24 protein-coding genes, 1 riboswitch and 1 other annotated feature are annotated in these 20,554 nt (G+C 37.2%); of the genes, 9 read left to right on the top strand and 15 right to left on the bottom strand.

What is annotated here, in order from left to right; translation table 11 throughout:
* Window positions 1-29: 29 nt before the first annotated feature.
* Window positions 30-509: a ribbon-helix-helix domain-containing protein gene (locus AC1M36_RS27255; protein ID WP_336454199.1), complete on the bottom strand. Its 480-nt coding sequence runs from the start codon at window positions 507-509 to the stop codon at window positions 30-32.
* A gap of 134 nt (window positions 510-643) precedes the next feature.
* Between AC1M36_RS27255 and AC1M36_RS27250 the strand changes: the two genes are divergently transcribed.
* Window positions 644-1,645, top strand: coding sequence for an alpha/beta fold hydrolase (locus AC1M36_RS27250; RefSeq protein ID WP_336454200.1), 1,002 nt, complete (start codon window positions 644-646; stop codon window positions 1,643-1,645).
* A 130-nt stretch (window positions 1,646-1,775) separates the two neighbouring features.
* Window positions 1,776-3,095 carry a Na+/H+ antiporter family protein gene (locus AC1M36_RS27245; RefSeq protein WP_336454201.1) on the top strand — a complete coding sequence of 440 codons (1,320 nt, stop codon included), beginning with the start codon at window positions 1,776-1,778 and terminating at the stop codon, window positions 3,093-3,095.
* A gap of 29 nt (window positions 3,096-3,124) precedes the next feature.
* Here AC1M36_RS27245 and AC1M36_RS27240 read toward each other — a convergent pair whose 3' ends face one another.
* Together AC1M36_RS27240 and AC1M36_RS27235 are read right to left on the bottom strand one after the other, a co-directional pair.
* Entirely contained in the window at window positions 3,125-4,054 is a 930-nt protein-coding gene (locus AC1M36_RS27240; protein WP_336454202.1) for a LacI family DNA-binding transcriptional regulator, read from the bottom strand.
* A gap of 147 nt (window positions 4,055-4,201) precedes the next feature.
* A complete protein-coding gene (locus AC1M36_RS27235) occupies window positions 4,202-4,681 on the bottom strand; it encodes a GNAT family N-acetyltransferase (RefSeq protein WP_336454203.1) in 480 nt (159 codons plus the stop codon).
* Window positions 4,682-4,763: 82 nt separating this feature from the next.
* On the opposite strand from AC1M36_RS27235, the gene AC1M36_RS27230 reads away from it, so the two are divergent.
* Entirely contained in the window at window positions 4,764-5,687 is a 924-nt protein-coding gene (locus AC1M36_RS27230; RefSeq protein ID WP_336454204.1) for an alpha/beta hydrolase, read from the top strand.
* 15 nt (window positions 5,688-5,702) lie between these two features.
* Here AC1M36_RS27230 and AC1M36_RS27225 read toward each other — a convergent pair whose 3' ends face one another.
* The gene (locus AC1M36_RS27225) at window positions 5,703-5,948 is read right to left on the bottom strand and encodes a DUF2552 family protein (RefSeq protein WP_174099124.1); all 246 of its coding nucleotides are present in this window, start codon (window positions 5,946-5,948) and stop codon (window positions 5,703-5,705) included.
* 102 nt (window positions 5,949-6,050) lie between these two features.
* Between AC1M36_RS27225 and AC1M36_RS27220 the strand changes: the two genes are divergently transcribed.
* On the top strand, window positions 6,051-6,290 hold the full coding sequence (locus tag AC1M36_RS27220) for a CDGSH iron-sulfur domain-containing protein (protein WP_479846460.1): 240 nt from the start codon (window positions 6,051-6,053) through the stop codon (window positions 6,288-6,290).
* Between the two features lie 42 nt (window positions 6,291-6,332).
* Here the strand turns inward: AC1M36_RS27220 and crcB are convergent, their stop codons facing one another.
* The gene (gene crcB, locus AC1M36_RS27215) at window positions 6,333-6,686 is read right to left on the bottom strand and encodes a fluoride efflux transporter CrcB (protein ID WP_336454206.1); all 354 of its coding nucleotides are present in this window, start codon (window positions 6,684-6,686) and stop codon (window positions 6,333-6,335) included.
* Window positions 6,683-7,087 carry a fluoride efflux transporter FluC gene (locus AC1M36_RS27210; RefSeq protein WP_336454207.1) on the bottom strand — a complete coding sequence of 135 codons (405 nt, stop codon included), beginning with the start codon at window positions 7,085-7,087 and terminating at the stop codon, window positions 6,683-6,685. The genes crcB and AC1M36_RS27210 overlap by 4 nt, the downstream gene beginning before the upstream one ends.
* 312 nt (window positions 7,088-7,399) lie before the next feature.
* Window positions 7,400-7,544, top strand: a riboswitch (FMN riboswitch).
* 308 nt (window positions 7,545-7,852) lie between these two features.
* Here AC1M36_RS27210 and ribD point away from each other — a divergent pair.
* The 4 genes from ribD to ribH are packed head-to-tail and all read left to right on the top strand — an operon-like array spanning window position 7,853 to window position 11,281.
* Window positions 7,853-8,965: a bifunctional diaminohydroxyphosphoribosylaminopyrimidine deaminase/5-amino-6-(5-phosphoribosylamino)uracil reductase RibD gene (ribD, locus tag AC1M36_RS27205; protein WP_336454208.1), complete on the top strand. Its 1,113-nt coding sequence runs from the start codon at window positions 7,853-7,855 to the stop codon at window positions 8,963-8,965.
* On the top strand, window positions 8,947-9,591 hold the full coding sequence (ribE, locus tag AC1M36_RS27200) for a riboflavin synthase (protein ID WP_336454209.1): 645 nt from the start codon (window positions 8,947-8,949) through the stop codon (window positions 9,589-9,591). Before ribD ends, ribE begins: the two co-directional genes overlap by 19 nt.
* Before the next feature lie 12 nt (window positions 9,592-9,603).
* Complete coding sequence (locus AC1M36_RS27195) at window positions 9,604-10,797, top strand: bifunctional 3,4-dihydroxy-2-butanone-4-phosphate synthase/GTP cyclohydrolase II (protein ID WP_336454210.1); 1,194 nt, start codon at window positions 9,604-9,606, stop codon at window positions 10,795-10,797.
* A gap of 22 nt (window positions 10,798-10,819) precedes the next feature.
* Window positions 10,820-11,281 carry a 6,7-dimethyl-8-ribityllumazine synthase gene (gene ribH, locus AC1M36_RS27190; protein ID WP_000230897.1) on the top strand — a complete coding sequence of 154 codons (462 nt, stop codon included), beginning with the start codon at window positions 10,820-10,822 and terminating at the stop codon, window positions 11,279-11,281.
* Window positions 11,282-11,304: 23 nt separating this feature from the next.
* Here ribH and AC1M36_RS27185 read toward each other — a convergent pair whose 3' ends face one another.
* From AC1M36_RS27185 to AC1M36_RS27150, 8 genes are all read right to left on the bottom strand, one after another.
* Complete coding sequence (locus AC1M36_RS27185; protein WP_336454211.1) at window positions 11,305-11,625, bottom strand: hypothetical protein; 321 nt, start codon at window positions 11,623-11,625, stop codon at window positions 11,305-11,307.
* 176 nt (window positions 11,626-11,801) lie between these two features.
* A complete protein-coding gene (gene bioB / locus AC1M36_RS27180; protein WP_479846459.1) occupies window positions 11,802-12,800 on the bottom strand; it encodes a biotin synthase BioB in 999 nt (332 codons plus the stop codon).
* The gene (gene bioC / locus AC1M36_RS27175; RefSeq protein ID WP_479846458.1) at window positions 12,754-13,611 is read right to left on the bottom strand and encodes a malonyl-ACP O-methyltransferase BioC; all 858 of its coding nucleotides are present in this window, start codon (window positions 13,609-13,611) and stop codon (window positions 12,754-12,756) included. Before bioC ends, bioB begins: the two co-directional genes overlap by 47 nt.
* Window positions 13,577-14,317, bottom strand: coding sequence for an alpha/beta fold hydrolase (locus AC1M36_RS27170; protein ID WP_336454214.1), 741 nt, complete (start codon window positions 14,315-14,317; stop codon window positions 13,577-13,579). The genes bioC and AC1M36_RS27170 overlap by 35 nt, the downstream gene beginning before the upstream one ends.
* Window positions 14,314-15,501 (bottom strand): 8-amino-7-oxononanoate synthase, encoded by a 1,188-nt coding sequence (gene bioF / locus AC1M36_RS27165; protein ID WP_479846457.1) that lies wholly within the window; start codon window positions 15,499-15,501, stop codon window positions 14,314-14,316. The genes AC1M36_RS27170 and bioF overlap by 4 nt, the downstream gene beginning before the upstream one ends.
* Complete coding sequence (bioD, locus tag AC1M36_RS27160; protein ID WP_479846456.1) at window positions 15,467-16,195, bottom strand: dethiobiotin synthase; 729 nt, start codon at window positions 16,193-16,195, stop codon at window positions 15,467-15,469. The genes bioF and bioD overlap by 35 nt, the downstream gene beginning before the upstream one ends.
* Window positions 16,195-17,583 carry an adenosylmethionine--8-amino-7-oxononanoate transaminase gene (gene bioA, locus AC1M36_RS27155; RefSeq protein ID WP_336454217.1) on the bottom strand — a complete coding sequence of 463 codons (1,389 nt, stop codon included), beginning with the start codon at window positions 17,581-17,583 and terminating at the stop codon, window positions 16,195-16,197. Before bioA ends, bioD begins: the two co-directional genes overlap by 1 nt.
* A 121-nt stretch (window positions 17,584-17,704) precedes the next feature.
* The gene (locus AC1M36_RS27150; protein ID WP_336454218.1) at window positions 17,705-18,061 is read right to left on the bottom strand and encodes a hypothetical protein; all 357 of its coding nucleotides are present in this window, start codon (window positions 18,059-18,061) and stop codon (window positions 17,705-17,707) included.
* Between the two features lie 145 nt (window positions 18,062-18,206).
* Window positions 18,207-18,427, top strand: a binding site (T-box leader).
* A 256-nt stretch (window positions 18,428-18,683) separates the two neighbouring features.
* Between AC1M36_RS27150 and nhaC the strand changes: the two genes are divergently transcribed.
* Window positions 18,684-20,057, top strand: coding sequence for a Na+/H+ antiporter NhaC (nhaC, locus tag AC1M36_RS27145; RefSeq protein ID WP_336454219.1), 1,374 nt, complete (start codon window positions 18,684-18,686; stop codon window positions 20,055-20,057).
* 75 nt (window positions 20,058-20,132) lie between these two features.
* On the opposite strand, the gene AC1M36_RS27140 is transcribed toward nhaC, so the two are convergent.
* On the bottom strand, window positions 20,133-20,554 hold a 422-nt coding region (locus AC1M36_RS27140), incomplete at its 5' end, for an LPXTG cell wall anchor domain-containing protein (RefSeq protein ID WP_479846455.1).

Genomic DNA, 20,554 nt, shown 5'->3' with positions numbered 1-20,554 from the left:
AAAGAGAGAGGGTACACGCCTTCTCTCTTTTACTTATCTTGATATATTTCATCTACCTCTTCATATTTCCGTAAAAATTCCATCAATGCCACTTCTACAATTTTAGATTTATGCATCCCTTCGGAAACAGAGACAGCGCCTAATTTCTCTAAAATATCTGTACGTATAGAAAAAGTACGTTTTTTCTTTTCATTACTGCTTCTAATCGATTCTGTAATAATCGGTTCTTCTCGTTTTCGAAGCAATTCGTAAATTTTTTGTAGTTGTTCATATATTAAGACTTGATAATCTGTTTTTACATATTGAAGTGCAGTAGCTTCTTGGAGATATAAATGACGCGGTTCTTCTCCCTCTCCAATGAATATTCGTTTCTTCAGTTCGCCATCGTATTCATATCCAAGCACCCTTAACTTTTTTGACAATGCATATGGGCTCATGTCGAGGCGTTTCGCAATAATAGCAAGTGGTTCCCGTTTGTTTAAGCGATCTATAATTTCTCCAACTGTCACTTTCTTCCCCCTTCTCTCTGAGCGCTCATAGTTGAAACATAGCCTACATGTTATGATACAATAATTTCTTAACAGTATATGCAAAATTGTACATCCGTGCGATACATACCATTAGATAAAAGGAGGTTTTTTATATGCTTTTTCGTAGCTACACCCCACCGTTTTCCGACGAATTAAAGAATCCAATTTCAAATAGCATCGCTACGATAGAAAGCGTTACAATCAATAATCGTAAACAATCTCTACTTATTCGTGGTCAAGACATAAATCAACCTATTTTATTATGCTGTCACGGCGGTCCTGGTATGGCACAAATTGGATTCATTCGGCATTTTCAAAAAGAATTAGAAAAGCACTTTATTGTTGTCAATTGGGATCAAAGAGGAGCGGGAAAATCCTTTTCTTGGCGGGATATAAAAGCACCATTTACAATTGAACAATTCGTTTCAGATACATTTGAAGTAATACAATATCTTCTTTCTCGCTTCAAAAAGCAGCGGCTATTTCTCGCGGGACATTCTTGGGGAAGTATTATCGGTTTGCAAATTGCCAATCAATATCCAGACTATATCGAAGCTTATATTGGTATAGGTCAGATTGTACATATGAAACAAAATGAAGAATTGCTCTATCAACATTTAATTCACTCTGCCAAAAAACATGGACACGAGCGTGCATTGACCTCTCTAACAAAGCTTGGAAAGCCTCCTTTTCTAGATATGCGGCGTCTTATCATACAAAGAAAATGGCTTGGTACATTTGGAGGAGTAGTTCAAAATGGGACTTCCTTTTCTTTCATTCGAAAAGGGTTGTTTTCTTCAGAATATACATGGTTAGATTGGATAAGATTTCTCGCAGGAAATATGAAATCTGGGACATTATGGGAGGAAATGCTCACAGTAGATTTCTTTTCTACAATCTCAAAACTTTCTGTACCTGTCTATTTCTGTTCTGGTCGTTTCGACTACCAAACACCTTATGCACTCGTTCAACAATATTGTGATACAATTCAAGCACCCATCAAAAAAATGATCTGGTTCCCAAACTCTGCTCATTCACCAAATTTAGAAGAACCTGAACTGTTTGCAAAATCTATATGCTCTATCAAACAAGAATTATCTTTTCAATATAAATAACAATCGTTATACCTTTTACATTTCATAGAAAACATTTTATAATTACATGTCGTAACTTTACTTGGTTCGTCTATATATCTACCTAGGATAAGTTGCAAAACAGAAAAAAATCAGGGAGATTACATTTATTATGAACGCTGTACTCGTCGCAGTAGCAGTGATGCTGCTGCTTAGTTTATTACGTGTCCAAGTCATTGTCGCTATTATCGTCGGCGCCTTAACAGGTGGACTAATTGGCGGACTTGGGATTTCAGAAACAATCCATACTTTTACCACAGGGCTTGGAAGCAGTGCTCCAATCGCTTTAAGTTATGCCATGCTCGGAGGATTCGCTATTTCGCTTTCCAAAACGGGACTTCCCGACGCGATGATTCATACTGCACTGAATGTAATTGGCAACGAAAAAGACACAAAAAAGCAAACATATTCCAAAGTACTTATTTTATTTATCATTTTAGCAATGGCTTGTTTTTCACAAAATGTTATACCGGTGCACATTGCTTTTATCCCTATTTTAATTCCAGCGCTTTTAAAAGTTTTAAATGAATTAGAAGTGGATCGTCGGCTTGTTACATGTCTCATCACATTCGGCTTAATTACTCCTTATATGTGGATCCCAGCCGGATTTGGAAAAATTTACCACGACGTCTTACAAACAAATGCACAGCAAAGTGGGCTTACATTTGATGTAACCCTTATTCCAAAAGCGATGACAATTCCAGCAATAGGTATGATTATCGGGCTATGTGTCGCTGTTTTCATTACGTATCGTAAACCACGCACCTACTCTACCGAACCGATTCATTCTTCAACTGATGAAATAGCTCCTTACACAAAAAGAAGCATTACGTTCGGATTGTTATCTATTATCGCAACATTATGCATGCAATTAACAACAGAATCAATGATTTTTGGTGCATTAGCAGGGATTATTGTATTATCCATTAGTGGGAGTCTCCCGCTCAAAGAAGCTGATGATATTTTAACAAGCGGTATGCGTATGATGTCATTTATCGGTTTCGTTATGATTTCTGCTGCTGGATTCGGAGCAGTTCTTCGGAAGACAGGGCATGTTGAATCACTCGTTCAAACAAGTGCTGATTTAATTGGGAACAGTAAGCCACTCGCTGCATTTCTTATGCTTGTTATCGGTCTACTCGTTACAATGGGAATCGGTTCTTCCTTTTCCACCATTCCGATTTTAACAACAATCTTCGTTCCGCTATGTATACAGCTTGGCTTTAGCCCAATGGCAACCATTGCTATTATCGGTACAGCTGGTGCATTAGGTGACGCTGGTTCTCCAGCATCTGATAGTACGCTAGGACCTACTTCAGGTTTAAATGCAGATGGCAAGCATCATCATATATGGGATACATGTGTTCCAACCTTTCTTCACTACAATATTCCGCTACTTATATTTGGATTTATTGCTGCCATAACATTATAAAAAAGGTGCGTTTTACTTGGACGCACCTTTTACTTTGTCGATTCTCGTTCAATTAATAGAAACTCTTCTTGCTGTACTTCTTCAAAGTTTACTTGTTTCTTTTTTATTTTTCCTACCAACTTTTGTACAGCTACCACCCCTTTCTTTTCAAAGGGACTTCCAATCGTTGTTAAAGATGGCGTAACCCATTCACCTTGTAAACTTCCTTTAAAACCAACGACTTGCAAATGCTCCGGTATATGAATACCAAGATAACTTGCTGCACGAACGACTGCAATTGCAACAGCATCACTAGAAGTGACAACACCGTCAACATACGGATATTTTCGTAATAATTCAATAATTTGTTTTTCTTCAGGCCCTTCTATTTTTTCTTCTCGATAAGCAAGCCTTTCTTCCCAAACTCCATCTAAAAATCCAGATACATGTTCTTCCATTTTCTCATCTTCTGTCTCTTCCCCAATATAAGCAAGAAAATGACAACCTTTTTCTTTTAGCAAAACAACTGCCTTTTTAGCACTGTCATAATACGTAGAAAGCACTCCCGCTTCATCAAGTACAACAAATGGAATAGAAAGATTATCTAGACGCTTATATATGTCGTTTGTCATAATTACACCAGCAATATTATTTTGCATCAGTATATCTATATAACCACTCTTATTTTCTATATTACAAATAACGATTTGATATCCCTCTTTATATGCAGCCTCTTCTACCGAACGAAGCAATGTTATATAGGATGGATCTTCTAAATTTGATACTAATACGGCAATCATTGTCGAAGATTTTTTAAATAACGCCTTTGCTACGGCATTCGGTTTATACTGCAACTCTTCAATTGCCTGTTTTACTTGTTTTACTGTATCCTCATGGACATACCCTTTTTCATTAATCACTCGTGAAACGGTTGCGACTGAAACACCGGCCAATTTTGCAACATCACGTATGGTTGCCACATCGTCACCCCTTAATATGGTAATAGCTTACAATTTAAACCTAAAACAAAGTAGATCATTCGTCAAGGTTATTGTTTTATATTTCTGAAAATTGTTACAGGAAATATTTATTACCTTTTTCTTCTTCAACATATATAAAAGTTGATTTTATATATTCATTTTTTCTAGTTGGATTTCATGTAAAATTGCGATATTGTCATATCCAATAAGCGGAATTTCTCGCTTTATCTTCCTCGCTTCCTTTACTGCATCTACGTATAAATTGGTTATCATAAAACCACGTTTCTGATAGAAACGAAGCGCATTCGTATTATCATTTGTTGTAATCAGCCATATTTTTTTACAACATTGTTTTTTTGCAATATCAACTACACGTTCTACAAGTTTCGTTCCAATTCCCTTCTTCTCCTTAAAGCTATCTAATGAAACAATCTCACAATTATTTTCTTTTATTTCATATGTAATAATCCCTGCTATTCTGTTATCTTCGGTTGCAACAAAACCCGGTAATTGATCTAACAGATGTGCTCTTCCGCGTGAAACCATAAGCGTGCTGCCCCAATTTTCACGCATAAACAGCTCAATTGTTTCTTTCATTTCCACTGTAATTTTTTGTATTTGAATCATGTCCCACTATCTCCCTTTTCACATCATTATGATACAATATAAGTGTATCATATGTAGAGATATTTGGAGGATGAGGTAAGGTATGAAACGTCTTTTCACAACATTGCTAACCATAATAGGAGCATTAATTGGCATCGGTATTTTCTTTACTAATAAAGTAATGTACTTAAAGAAAAAAACAGAAGAAGAAATTTTAGAGCGTGAAACAAAAAAGCATTTTCGTTTAGAAGATTTTAACGCCATTCCAAAAGAAGAGGTTCGTATTCCGTCTCAATTTAAATATGACATTCACGGCTATTACATTTCTGCAGGCAATTCTAATAAGTTTATGATTTTTTGCCACGGTGTAACGGTAAATAAAATAAACTCTGTCAAATATGCAAATTTATTTTTAAACAGAGGATATAACGTATTTATTTATGATCACCGTCGCCATGGTAAAACAGGTGGTAAAACGACAAGTTATGGCTATTACGAAAAGTATGATTTAAAGACGGTAGTTGATTGGCTAAAGAACCGTTTTGGAACAAATATTACACTTGGCATTCACGGGGAATCAATGGGAGCTGCAACACTCCTTCAATATGCAGGAATGGTAGAAGACGGCGCTGATTTTTATATTGCGGACTGCCCATTCTCTGACTTTTATGGTCAGCTACAACATCGCTTAAAAGTCGAATTCCATTTACCGAAATGGCCGCTACTACCATTAGCAAATGCCTTTTTAAAGGTAAGGGACGGTTATACAATACGCGAAGTTTCTCCAATCGATTGTGTAAAAAACATAAATAATCCAGTCCTATTTATTCATAGCAAAGACGATGATTATATTTTATGTGATATGACAAAAGCTCTTTATGAAGCGAAAGAAAACAATAAACAGCTCTTTATTGCAGAACATGGTGCACACGCTTGCTCTTATAATGAAAACAAGCAAGAGTATGAAGCTGCCGTGGATCAATTCTTAAAAACATATGTGAAAGAAACAAAAAACAGGCTTGCATAAGCCTGTTTTTTCACGTTATTGCGCTAGCACGTCTGTAACTTGTTCCATATTTTCAGAAATCCATTTTACCGCTTCATCAAGCGTTTGAAATTCTGTCGTTTGAAATGTAACTTCGTCTTGAAGAAGCCACACATCTTTTGGTTCTTGTCCTACACCAGCAATTGACCAATGCAGTAAACTATATGGATGATTATCATTTAAAAAAGATGCCCACGTGCGCTCATTTGCAATATTTTGCAGTGTACGTAATTGTTTATTCATGTTTCGTCACCTTACTATATGTCAACTATAAACGTTATTATAACACTCTCTTCTTCTACATACAAAGTACTGTTTTTATTGTCAAGCGCTTCCTGTAATTATATGATGAACATAAGCGTTTTGGAAGGAGGGATACTGTTGGCTAAAGTACAAATTAAAGTGAATGATAATGGTTCGTTTCGCATTACAGGGGATGTGGAACTAATCGACTCACAAGGGAATGCTTTCCCGGCAAAACCTGCATTTTCTTTATGTCGCTGTGGGTTATCAAAAAACATGCCTTATTGCGATGCTTCGCATAAGGGAAAATTCGAATCTATCGTTCGAGCACCAAAAGAATAATAATAATATGAGAAGCACGCACAAATGATTTGTGCATGCTTCTTATAAATGTCCTATATAAAAACCTATCAGTGCAGAAAAAATGCCTAGCATATAACTCATTACGACATATAATAGCGCCTTTTGTCCCTCACGCTTATGTATCAATTGAATAATTTCAAGCTTACATGTTGAAAAGGTCGTAAATGCCCCCATAAACCCTGTTCCACATAATAATAACCACGTACGATTTATATAAACTCCGTACAATAGACCCAATAAGAATGAGCCTACTACATTTACAAATAATGTTCCATATGGAAATAAACTTCCATACTTTTCTTTCATTGCACTACTAATAGAAAATCTAGCAATAGCTCCGAAAAAACCACCAATTCCTACAAGCAAAACATTCATCGTGCTCCTTCTTTCTTCATACTTTTTTCATATAATGCATTTCCAAGGTAAAATCCAAATAAAGATAAGAGCAATCCTCCAACTATACTCGTACTTACATAATAAAACGCCATAAAGAATGCTTCATGTTGCATTAGTTCCAATGTCTCTATACTGAATGTTGAGAAAGTAGTAAAAGAGCCGATCATTCCTGTTCCAACGCTATTCATTATCATTTGTGAAACATGTTTCATACGAAATACATACATCGTTAAAAACGCTAAGAAAAAACTACCACTCATATTCGCCAGCCATGTTGCTAGCGGAAAAGAGTCAACTGAAGGAGTACCAATCCATTGCTCTAATCCATACCGTGCTAAAGTCCCAACAATACCACCGATTCCTACTGCAATATATTTCATATCTCCACCTCATTTATGGTATGTACTGAAATCTTTCCCATACTATATATTCATTTTAATTCTCCAACCTATAAGCTGCGACTATGAAAACCAAAACAGACCTCTACTCATTTTCGGCATGGGACGAAAAAAGCATCGACCGCCTCTATCCATAATCGGACGCTCTCTCCTGCAAAAAAGAAAAGTGTCGATTAGTTTTTCTTTTTATATAGTATAACAAACTTTATTTCACCCTTCATTTTCATACAATTCTTCACATTCGAATATTTTTTACTATCCTTTTTTCTTTTTTGTGCTATAATGTGAGCAAACAACATCCTTCGGGGTCGGGTGAAATTCCCAACCGGCGGTGATGAAGTGCACACTTCTAAGTCCGTGACCCGTTTCTAAGCTTTGAAACGGTGGATCTAGTGAGATTCTAGGGCCGACAGTATAGTCTGGATGGGAGAAGGATATGTTTTCTAGTGCTTATATAGCGAATACACTTTTATTTTGGCGTACACATTTTTACTGATTCGTTTTGAATCAGTGTATATGTTTTCTTTCATATACCTATTTTTCTATGCTGAAATAAAAAGATACGACTAGCGTATAAAAAATTGATAGTTTGCTAGGTTTTTTCTCGTGCAAAAATATCAATCATCGTTAGGTTTCTTTCCTATACTTTCGTATTCGAACTATATTTCTAGAAATCACGTCTCCCAACCCCCAAGGATACTATTATCCTTGGGGGTTTTTTGATTTTTCTTAGGAGAGGTGAAAAGAATGACTGATCAAGAATATATGAGGATTGCCTTACAGTTAGCACAAAGTACTACAGGGCAAACAAGTCCAAATCCAATGGTCGGTGCTGTTGTTGTAAAGGATGGAAACATCGTAGGAATAGGAGCGCATCTACGCGCAGGTGAGGAGCATGCTGAAGTCCATGCGCTTCGTATGGCTGGCGAAAAAGCAAAAGGATCCACTGTATACGTAACACTAGAACCATGTAGCCATTTCGGAAAAACTCCACCATGCTGTGATCTACTCATTGAAAAAGAAGTGAAGCATGTAGTAATCGCTACACTCGATTGCAATCCGCTCGTTTCAGGTAACGGTGCAAAACGTTTACAAAAAGCTGGTATTAGCGTAACTACCGGTGTTCTTGAAGAAGAAGCAATCCGATTAAACCGATACTTTTTCCACTATATGAAAACAAAACTACCGTTTGTAACAATAAAAACAGCGATGAGTTTAGATGGAAAAATAGCTACTACTACTGGAGAAAGCAAATGGATTACAGGTGAAGTTGCTCGCCAAGATGTGCATCAATATCGTCGTACGCACGATGCCATCCTTGTAGGAGTGAATACTGTTATAACTGATAATCCCTCTTTAACAACACGTCTTCCAAACGGGGGTAAACATCCGATTCGAATTATTTTAGATACACATTTACGAACGCCGTTGTCCTCTCATGTTATTACTGACGGGATAGCACCAACATGGATTATTGTTGGAAAAAATGTAAATGAAGAAAAAATAGCAATATATGAATCTCAAGGGATATCCATATTTCAAATGAAGACGAGCCAAATTGAAATACGCGAGTTTCTCCTCCTTCTCGGTGAGAAACAAATTCTTTCTCTCTTTGTTGAAGGAGGACAATCAGTGCACGCGAGCTTTTTAGAAACAAAGTGTTTTAATGAAATTGTAACTTATATAAGCCCTAAATTAATCGGTGGAAAAGATGCCCCAACTATGTTTGGTGGCACCGGCTTTAGCAAACTACAAGATGCACTTTCCTTACAAATTCAAGAGATGAAACAAATTGGCGATGATATAAAAATCGTCGCTACAGTGCGAAATGAGGTGCCTGCATGTTTACAGGAATTGTAGAAGAGCTTGGAACTGTTTCGAATATAAGGCAAAGCGGAGAAGCAATGAAGCTGACAATCACAGCAAATACAATTTTATCAGACGTAAAACTAGGAGACAGTATTGCTGTAAATGGCATCTGCTTAACCGTCACTTCTTTTACAGCGTCTTCGTTTACTGTTGATGCCATGCCTGAAACGATGCGAGCAACATCACTACGTATGCTTGGGACCCGTTCTAAAGTAAATCTAGAACGGGCAATGGCTGCAAATGGGCGCTTTGGTGGACATTTCGTCACAGGACATATTGATGGAATTGGAACCATTGTAAGTAAAAAACAGCACTATAATGCAATATATTACAAAATTGAAATTCCAAATAATTTGCTCCGTTATTGTTTACACAAAGGATCAGTAGCTATTGATGGAACAAGCTTAACGATATTTGATATAGATGAATCTTCCATTACCATTTCACTTATTCCGCACACTGTAAGCGAATCTATTATCGGTGAAAAAGTAGCTGGAGACATCGTAAACATTGAATGTGACATGGTTGGAAAATATATTGAGCGCTTTATTTCAAATCCCAAGAAACAGAGCAGTTCAGTTACAGAAAGCTTTTTACAAGAAAACGGATTTCTATAAGGGGGAAGCACAATGTTTCATCGTATTGAAGAAGCACTAGAAGATTTAAAACAAGGAAAAGTCATTATCGTATGTGATGATGAAAGCCGTGAAAACGAAGGAGATTTCATCGCTTTAGCAGAGAACATTACACCTGAAACAATTAATTTTATGATTACACATGGCCGTGGTCTTGTTTGTGTACCGATTACAGAGCAATATGCAGACCGCTTACAGCTAGAACCTATGGTTTCTCATAATACAGATTCCCATCATACGGCGTTCACAGTAAGTATCGACCACATTTCTACAACAACAGGTATTAGCGCTTACGAGCGTGCGACAACTGTACGCGAGTTATTAAATCCAGCATCAAAAGGCACAGATTTTAACCGCCCAGGTCATATCTTTCCTTTAATCGCGAAAGAAGGCGGCGTTCTACGCCGCGCTGGCCATACGGAAGCAGCGGTTGATTTAGCAAAATTATGTGGCGCGGAACCAGCAGGGGTCATTTGTGAAATTATAAAAGAAGACGGCACGATGGCACGTGTTCCTGATTTAGTACAAGTGGCAGAACAATTTGATATAAAAATGATTACGATTGAAGATTTAATCGCTTATCGTCGCCATCACGAAACGCTCGTAACAAGGGAAGTTGAAATTACATTACCGACAGATTTTGGTACATTTCATGCAATCGGTTATTCCAATTCGCTTGATCAAAAAGAACATATCGCTCTCGTAAAAGGAGACATTTCTACTGGCGATCCTGTTCTCGTTCGTGTGCATTCTGAATGCTTAACTGGCGATGTTTTCGGTTCATGCCGCTGTGACTGTGGTCCACAGCTTCATGCTGCCCTCGCTCAAATTGAGCGGGAAGGAAAAGGTATTCTTCTTTATATGAGGCAGGAAGGCCGCGGCATTGGACTGCTTAATAAACTTCGTGCATACAAGTTACAAGAAGAAGGATTCGATACTGTGGAAGCAAATGAAAAGTTAGGCTTTCCAGCAGATCTTCGCGATTATGGCATTGGTGCCCAAATCTTAAAAGATTTAGGATTACAGCAATTGCGCTTATTAACGAATAATCCGAGAAAAATTGCAGGCTTGCAAGGTTATGATTTAGAAGTTGTCGAACGCGTACCGTTGCAAATGCCAACAAAAGAAGAAAATAAAGCATATTTACAAACAAAATTAGAAAAATTAGGTCACTTACTAAGTTTATAATATATAAAGGGAGAGATAAAATATGGTATTCGAAGGTCATTTAGTTGGTACAGGATTAAAAGTTGGAGTTGTTGTTGGACGTTTTAATGAATTTATTACAAGCAAACTATTAGGTGGTGCACTAGACGGTTTAAAGCGCCATGGTGTAGAAGAAAACGATATTGATGTCGCATGGGTTCCAGGTGCATTTGAAATTCCATTAATCGCAAAAAAAATGGCAAGTAGCGGCAAATACGATGCTGTCATTACACTTGGAACAGTCATTCGCGGTGCTACAACTCATTATGATTACGTTTGTAATGAAGTTGCAAAGGGTGTTGCTTCTTTATCACTACAAACAGACATCCCAGTTATTTTCGGCGTATTAACGACTGAAACAATTGAACAAGCCATTGAACGTGCAGGTACAAAAGCTGGTAACAAAGGCTATGAATCAGCAGTGGCTGCGATTGAAATGGCTCATTTATCAAAACAATGGGCATAAAAAAGAGGCTTCGGCCTCTTTTTTTATTTCCTCACTTTTTTTCTTACATCTTTTATCAATTCCTCCATCGTTTTTCCTTCTGTTTTAATACGAAGATTTTGAGCGGTTCTCCACACATTTTCCCGTTTCTTTTCTTCCTCTACAATATGAAGCTCTTTCCGCACTTCCTTTAAGTCTTTTCCCTCTGTCTCAATCCCAAAATGTTCAGCTTTTGTTCGAAAATGTTGTTCAATTCTTTGTTGCATTTCTTTCTGTTCTGGATTCTCAGCTGCCTTAACTGGATCAGCACTAATTGCCTTTACTAAAATTAAAAAAGTCATAATAGCTAGTATATATTTGTGCATGTTAGATCCTCCACCCAAGATAAATTACACTTTTACTATGTACAATTACTGGGTGGAAAATTCGTCCACACAATTTATTTTTTTACTAAAAGCTACTACTTTAAAGGCTTGAAGGTATTTCATTACATTTTGTTTACAAAAAAAGAAAGCACCAAAAGGAGCTTTCTTTTCAATCTTTACAGCGCACATTCTTCTATTTCAAATCCTAAATCTTCAATCATACCCCAGTCAGCTGTTGGCTCTTGTCCTTCTGTTGTTAAATAGTCACCAACGAAGATCGAATTTGCTGCAAATAAGCCAATTGGCTGTACAGAGCGTAAATTAATTTCGCGACCACCAGAAATACGGATTTCTTTTGATGGATTCACAAAGCGCATCATCGCTAGTACTTTTAAACACTCCACTGGTGTTAATTCTTTCTGCCCTTCAAGCGGTGTCCCTTTTACAGCTACAAGAAAGTTACATGGAATAGAATCAGCATCTATACGTTTTAATTCAAGCGCAATTTCAACTTGCTGCTCTTTCGTTTCTCCCATACCGAAAATCGCACCAGAACAAGGAGAAATTCCCGCTTGTTTTGCTTTTTCTACTGTATCTACGCGATCGTCATACGTATGTGTTGAACAAATGCTATCGTAATTATTTGCATGTGTGTTTAAATTATGGTTATAACGATGAACACCTGCTTCTGCTAAGCGTCCTGCTTGATCTTCATTTAAAAACCCTAAGCAACAGCAAATTTTTAAATCCGTTGTTTCTCGAATTTCTTTTACTGCACCAATAACATGATTTACTTCTTTATCCGTTGGACGACGGCCAGATGCAACAATGCAGTATGTACCCGCTTTACGGCGAATTGCTTCGTGAGCTCCCTCTACAATCTTTTCTTGTGTTAACCATGCATACTTATCGATTGGTGCTTCTGAAACGATAGACTGTGAGCAATACCCACAATCTTCTGGACATAATCCAGATTTCGTATTAATAATCATATTTAATTTCACTTTTTTACCAAAGTAATGATGACGAATGATATAAGCTGCGTTCATAATTTCCAATACTTCTGTATCGTCAGCTTCTAAAATTGCTACAGCTTCTTCTTTCGTTATACTTCTGCCCCCTACTACTTCAGATGCAATTTTCTTCCAATCTGTTTTTGTTTGTATTTGTTTCATTTCTTCTCTTCCCCTCTTTTTCAATATACGCAAATAAAGCATGGTATGTTGTTACAATTTTTCCTTCTTCCGTGAAATCTCTTTCGTATATGCGAAGCATGGTTCGAAAGATAGAAGGACTTTGACAGTAAGATTCTACATTGCTATTTGTCGCTCCCACTTTTCGAATTGATTGTAGGAATCCACGAACTGTAGCAAATTTCTCTATGTAACATGTTTCAGAAACATGAACATCCCCTGTTATACTTTCACATACATCTTGCAACTGTTCTCTCGTTAAAAAACGTTGTCCAACAGATGAACTACTTTGTATATTTTTTTCTTCTTTAGCACTCTGAAATGCTGTATGAAGTTCTTGAAACGTTTGCTCCCCAAATGTTGAAAATAACAATAAACCACCTTCAAACAAATAACGGTATAAGTTTTTCAGCGTTGTTTGCAAATCGTTTAGCCATTGAAATGTTGCGCTTGAGATAATGACATCAAATGACTCACTTAATGTAAGGTGTTCGATATCTTCACATCTAAATGTCACAGATTCTACGTGATTTCTCGTTTTCGCAACAGCAATCATACTTTCAGCAAAATCAATTGCTATAATTTCTGCATTTGGAAAAGAAACGGCTAATTGCTCAGTCAAATAACCTGTGCCACATCCGAGCTCTAAAATACGGATGGACGACATGTTGTGATAATGTTTTTTCATTATAAAAAGCAACTGTTGCGCCATCTTTTTTTGTACACTTGCATATTGATCATAGGATACAGCTGCCCCATTAAATCGTTTTTGTAATAACGTTTTGTTGATCATTTTGTATCCCCTCTACAAACTGAATCATTTCATGTGCGCAATATTCAACATTAGTTACACAAAGCGCATGCCCAGCCCCACTTATTACTTTAAGCGTCCCCTTCGTATTTTCTTGTATATAGCGAGCAGCAGATAGTGGACATATGGCATCCTGTTCTCCATGAAGAAGTAACATCGGCGTCTTTACCTGCTTTAACTGACTTCTCATATCCATCTCTATTAAATAATCAAGCCCAAGCTGTAAAGATTCTATAGAATCACCTTGAAAATGCGCTACAATACCTTCAAATTGTTCCCTATCTTTTATCTCTTGTTTTGTAAACATACTTTTATAGAAGCGCTTCAATGTATCTTCCTTTCGTTTCAACAAACTTCTTTTCATCCGCTCTACAAAAGGAAGTTTCCATCCATTCTCATACTCTTCATCCACTGTGAATTTTGCTGTACCACCTAGTAAAATCATTCCTCTTGTCTGCACTCTGTTACATACTTGCAGAGCAGCTAATGCACCAAGTGACCACCCAATCAAAATTACATCCTGCCCTTGTGCTGCTTCTTCTACAAGCCCTGCAAAATCAGTAAGTTCTTTTACACCACGCCATTCAACATAACGAACAGAATATTCTTGAAAATATGGAAGTAATGAATCCCATACTCGTTTTTCCATTCCCCATCCGGGAATAAAAATAAGCTCGGGCTGTTTCATCTCAAGACCCCCTCTTCTTTCCCAATGCGAATAATCTGCCTAGTAGCCCATTGCAAGTCAGTATTTGTATGTTCAGACGTAACTGCAAATCGAATTCGTGAACTATTATGCGGAACCGTTGGTGGTCTGATAGCAATGGCAGCAATTCCTGCTTCCTGCAACTTTTCGCTAAAACGCATCACCACTTCATTTGATTTTGTAATAACTGGAACAATATGCGTTGAACTATCGCCAATATGAAAACCCGCTTCCTCTAAAGTATTACGGAAATACGTTCCATTTTCTAAAAGTCGCTGTCGTCTTCCCGCATCTTCCTTCACAATTTCAATTGCACGTTTCATTGCACCAAGCGTCCCTGGTGGTAATGCTGTTGTGAAAATGAAGCTTCTCATCGTATTTTTCATATAATCCATGCAAATTGCATCACCTGCTAAATAAGCTCCATAACATCCTAACGCTTTACTAAACGTTCCCATATGAATGTCAATTTTCTGAGAAATTCCTTGTTCGATGTGAGCTAAACCTGCACCATGCCTGCCATATATTCCGCCTGCATGCGCTTCATCAATCATCAATAACGCTCCATATTTTTCTTTCAGCATAATCAACTCTTTTAAATGAGCAACATCTCCATCCATGCTGAAAACCGTATCTGTAACGATCAACTTTCTCTTTGCAATAGGCGCCGTTCGCAGTAATGTTTCCAAATGTTCCAAATCATTATGTCGATATCTTTTATGATCCGCACCACTAAGCATAATTCCATCGACTATGCTGGCATGATTTAACTTATCGCTAAAAACAATGTCATGACGCCCTACTAAAGAAGAGATTGCACCTACATTTGCCGAATATCCACTGTTTACAATGATTGCTTTTTCAGTTTCTTTCCAATCACAAACACTCTGTTCGATCTCTTCATATAGTGAGTAATTTCCTACCACAAGCCGTGACGCCGTAGCTCCTGCTCCATATTGTTTTGTCGCTTCAATAGACGCTTCTTTTAACCGTTTATCTCCTGCCAAACCGAGATAGTTATTCGAAGCTAAATTCAACATACGTTTTCCATTCCTAATCAACCACGGCTCTTCAGCTTGCCCAGTTACTACTACATGTCGGTATTGTGCTTTCTCCTTCAGACGATTTAAACTAGAGTGAAAGTGTAGAGTCCACGTTTGATCCATGTTTAACAAACTCCTCTAAATTGGAAATCATAATATTCTCTTCTGCTGCTCTTAATAGTTCCTCACGTGTAAATCCTTCTTGAAGTTCCGGTAGTAAACCTAAAACAGGCACACCACTTAACTCCTCAATCATTTCTTTATTTTCTTGTACACGCTCTTTCTCACATTCTTTACAGCCCGATAAAATAACACCAGCAACTGTTAAGCCATGTTCTCTCGCATAAGAGATCGTTAAAACGGTATGATTAACAGTACCTAGCGCCGGACGCGCGACAATAATAAGTGGTAATTTCAATTTCTTTGCAAAATCAACCACTAATGCGTCTTCTGTATATGGAACAGCAAGACCACCGGCACCTTCTACCAACAAACTATCAAACTCTACCATTAACTCACTATAATGAGCTGTAATTTGTGCTAGCTTCACAGTTCTTCCTGCTCGCTGCATTGCCAATCTTGGCGCAAGAGGTTCTTCAATAGAATAAGGACAAATTTTATTCGTCTCTGTCGTTACTCCTGATGCAACTTTCAATCTAGCTGCATCACCTTCTGGATTCGAATCGACATGACCACTTTGCAATGGTTTATACACACCTATATTATATCCACGATTTCTAAGCACTCCTGCTAACGCACCTGTAACAACTGTTTTTCCAACTTCTGTATCGGTTGCAGTTATAAAAAAGCCGCTCATTATTCTACCTCCGTAACATCTGCAATTGCTTGATATAAAATGCGTAGCATTTCGTCAATCTCATCTATCCGAGATGCTAACGGTGGCATAAATACAATCGTGTTACCAAGTGGACGTATAATCATTCCTAGCTCTCTTGACCTTTTACAAACTTCCACGCCTACTCGCTCTGTCCAATCAAATGGCTCTTTCGTTTCTTTATTTTTCACAAGTTCAATGCCTACCATCAATCCGCACTGACGAATATCACCAACATGCTTGTATTCATAAAGTGCTTCCAATTGTTTTCCTACATATTCGGCTTTATGTGCAACATCTTTTACTAGATTTGTTTTTTCATACAGTTCTAAATTAGCAATCGCTACTGCGCAACCTAATGGATTGCCAGTATAACTATGACCATGGAAAAATGTTTTCTGTTCTTCATAGTCACCTAAAAAAGCATCATAAATTTCATCTGTTGTCACAGTAATAGCTACTGGTAAATACCCACCTGTTAAGCCTTTTCCAGCTGTTAAAATATCCGGTGTAACATTTTCATGTTCACAAGCAAACATTTTTCCAGTACGCCCAAATCCCGTTGCCACCTCATCTGTAATAAATAAAATATTGTAAGTTGTACATAAATTACGAAGGCCTTTTAAATACCCTTTCGGCATTGTAATCATACCGCCTGCACCTTGCATTAACGGTTCTACAATAATCGCTGCAATTTCATCGTGTTTTTCTTTTAATAACTCTTCCATTTCGTCCAAATGTTTTTGAACAATTTTTTCTTTGTCATCCCCATAAGGAGAACGATATGTATATGGATATGGCATTTTTATCGCGTCAAATAAGAGCGAACTATACACTTGGTGAAACAAGTCAATTGCTCCTACTGAAACAGCCCCAATTGTATCTCCATGATATGCTTCTTTTAATGTAATAAACTTTTGCTTTTTAGGTTTCCCTTTATGCTGCCAATATTGAAAAGCCATCTTGATTGCAATTTCAACAGCTGTAGAACCAGAATCTGAATAAAATACTTTTTTCAAGCCTTCTGGAACAACTTCAATGACCTTTTCTGCAAGTAAAATCGATGGTACATTGGCAAGCCCTAACATAGTAGAATGTGCAACCTTATTTAACTGTTTACGAATTGCATCATCCAATTCTGGCACTTGATGTCCATGAACATTAAGCCAAATTGATGAAACACCATCCCAATAACCATTTCCATTTACGTCATATAATTTACGACCTTCTCCTCGTTCAATGATAACGGGATCTTCAGCTAAATAATCTTTCATTTGTGTAAATGGATGCCATACATACGCTTTGTTTTTTTCGGCTAATTCTTCATATGTATAAGCTTTCTTTTCACTTGTATTACGACTAACAGTCACAATTGTCACCCCTAATGTTAACTTTTATATAAATATAGTTAACATTAAAAATAAATTGATGTCAATTTTTTTAAGTAATTACGTTCTTAAAAAAGAACGACTTATCATAAGATAAGTCGTTTTATTTGCCATGTTGAATCTTTCCGATTTCCAAAATAATCTCTTCATCTTTTTTTCCTTCAGTATCAATTCCAAGTTGTTTTGCGTGTTCTATTAACAATTCATGCCGCTTCTCAAATCTAGCCTTATCTAAATCTTTGCGAATCTCTTTTTCTGTTTTCCCTTCAAGAGAAACCCCTAATTTAGCAGCTGTGTTCTCTCTATGCTTTTCCTCTTTGACTTTCTCCAATTCCTTTGTTTCTGCCTTTTGTACACTCTTTTGTTTCGTTTGATCTGGCGATGCTGCAAATGCTGTATAAATTCCAGCACTACCACCTAAAATAAGTAAGGTTGTAAAAAGAAATAATTTTTTCTTCATTCACTCCCCTCCTTTCTATTTTCATTATAACGCACAAATTAGAAATTAAAAAAATATTCTCCCATTATTTTCTTCAGAAAAAATAATACACATACATATTGACATAAGAACTAAATATGTGATAAAAATTTAACTAACATCATATGAATCGGCGATGATAGGATTTAGTAGTATTTCGTTTCCTGATTTCAGAGAGCTGGTGGTCGGTGCAAACCAGTACAGAGCGAATTATGAATTACCCCCTGGAGCTTCTTTTACGAAACGTTTGGAGTAGTGAAAGACGGTTATGGACCGTTATTTCTACAGAGTGGTGAAATGAAACTGTTTCACAATTTAGGGTGGTACCGCGATTTTTTCGCCCCTGCATGTATTGCAGGGGCGTTTTTTATTTTCTGTTGGTGCATATGATACGACCCTTTATTTTGTGCTACATTCATTTCACAAGCTAGGGTGGTACCGCGATTTTTTCGTCCCTGCATATTTATATGCAGGGACGTTTTTTTATGATGCTAAACAATTACCGGTAATTTGTCACAAAATTCTAAATTTTAGAAGGAAATACACAATATTGGCGAATTTTATATAAAAAAGAACTATTTTAGATTATTAGGAGGGGCAAACAATGGTTTCAAAAATCGAATCTATTCTTTTAACATTTTTCATCTTTTTCTGCATTGGCTTTAGCGTTATTCAATTAGAAACATCACCACATATCCCAATTTTATTCGGCATTATTGTATTGTTAGCTTTTGGCTTTATTAAAAAAATCTCTTGGTCTGATATGGAAAAAGGAATGATAAGTAGTATTTCAGCTGGTATTCCATCCATTTTTATTTTCTTACTTGTCGGTGTATTAATTAGTGTTTGGATTGCCGCTGGGACAATTCCAACATTAATGGTATACGGTTTCGAGCTTGTATCACCTAAAATTTTCATTCCGACAGTATTTGTTGTTTGTGCGATTGTTGGAACAAGTATCGGTAGTGCCTTTACAACAGCAGCAACAGTAGGGCTTGCCTTTATGGGAATGGGCACTGCTCTTGGATACGATCCAGCGCTAATTGCTGGAGCCATTATTTCCGGAGCTTTCTTCGGTGATAAAATGTCGCCTTTATCTGATACAACAAACTTAGCGCCTGCTGTAACAGGGGTGGATTTATTTGAACATATTCGTAACATGCTTTGGACGACGATTCCCGCTTTCATTATTGCCTTTATTGCGTTTTTCATTTTAGGAAGCGGATCTACAGGAGATGTTGATTTCACTACTTTTACAAGTACATTAGAAAAGAATGCAACAATCTCGATTGTCACTCTGATTCCGATTTTATTACTGTTCTTATTTGCTTTTAAAAAGGTACCAGCTGTCCCAACTTTACTTGCTGGCATTGTAGCTGGCATTATCATCCTCTTTATTTTCAAGCCAAGTACTTCACTTGCTGATTTAATGAAAATTATGCAAGATGGTTATGTATCTAAGACAGGTATAAAAGATATTGATAGCTTATTATCACGTGGTGGCCTACAAAGTATGATGATGTCTATTGCACTTATTTTCCTTGCTCTTTGTATGGGTGGGTTACTACAAGGAATGGGCATTATTGCACAGCTTATGAACATCATTTCTAACTTTGTTAAAACAAGTACACGTTTAATTGTTTCTACTGCGTCAACAGCAATTGGCGTTAATTTCTTGCTTGGTGAGCAGTACTTATCAATCGTATTAACAGGACAAGCATTCGCCAACAAATACGATGAAGTTGGTTTAAAACGTCGTAATTTATCACGTGTACTAGAAGATGCTGGTACAGTTATTAATCCGCTTGTACCATGGGGCGTAAGTGGCGTCTTCTTAGCAAACGTACTAAGCGTTCCAACAATCGATTACGTTCCATACGCAATCTTCTGCTTAGCGTGTCCAATCGTTACAATTATCGTTGGATTTACAGGATTTGGACTTTCATGGAAGAAAGAAAAAACTGTTACAGTTTCTTAAATTAGATATAAATAAAGAGGATTACCGGTACCGGTAATCCTCTTTTACTTTGCCTCGATTGATGGAAGTTTCACTTTATCGATTTGCTTTTTTTCTTCTAAAGAGCATAAACACACCTGCTCCGATAAACGCAAGTCCCGCGCCAATTGTAGAGAAGACATCTGCTCCCGTTTTTGGAAGATCGCGTTCTACTTTGTTTGTTTCTTTATCTTCACTTACTTTTGTATCTCCACTTCTTTCTGAACCAGTTTGATTATCACCAGTAGAAGTTGTTGGCGCTGTTGGATTACCTCCGTTGTTGTCTCCATCTGGTTTTGTTGGGTTATCTCCGTTGTTACCCCCATCTGGTTTTGTTGGGTTATCTCCGTTATTATCCCCATCTGGTTTTGTTGGGTTATCTCCGTTGTTATCCCCATCTGGTTTTGTTGGGTTATCTCCGTTGTTATCCCCATCTGGTTTTGTTGGGTTATCTCCGTTGTTATCCCCATCTGGTTTTG

It is taken from the genome of Bacillus sp. Medicinal_06, from assembly GCF_056711665.1.
The sequence above is the reverse complement of the archived record's forward strand: the minus strand, read 5'-3'. Positions and strand labels throughout refer to the sequence as shown.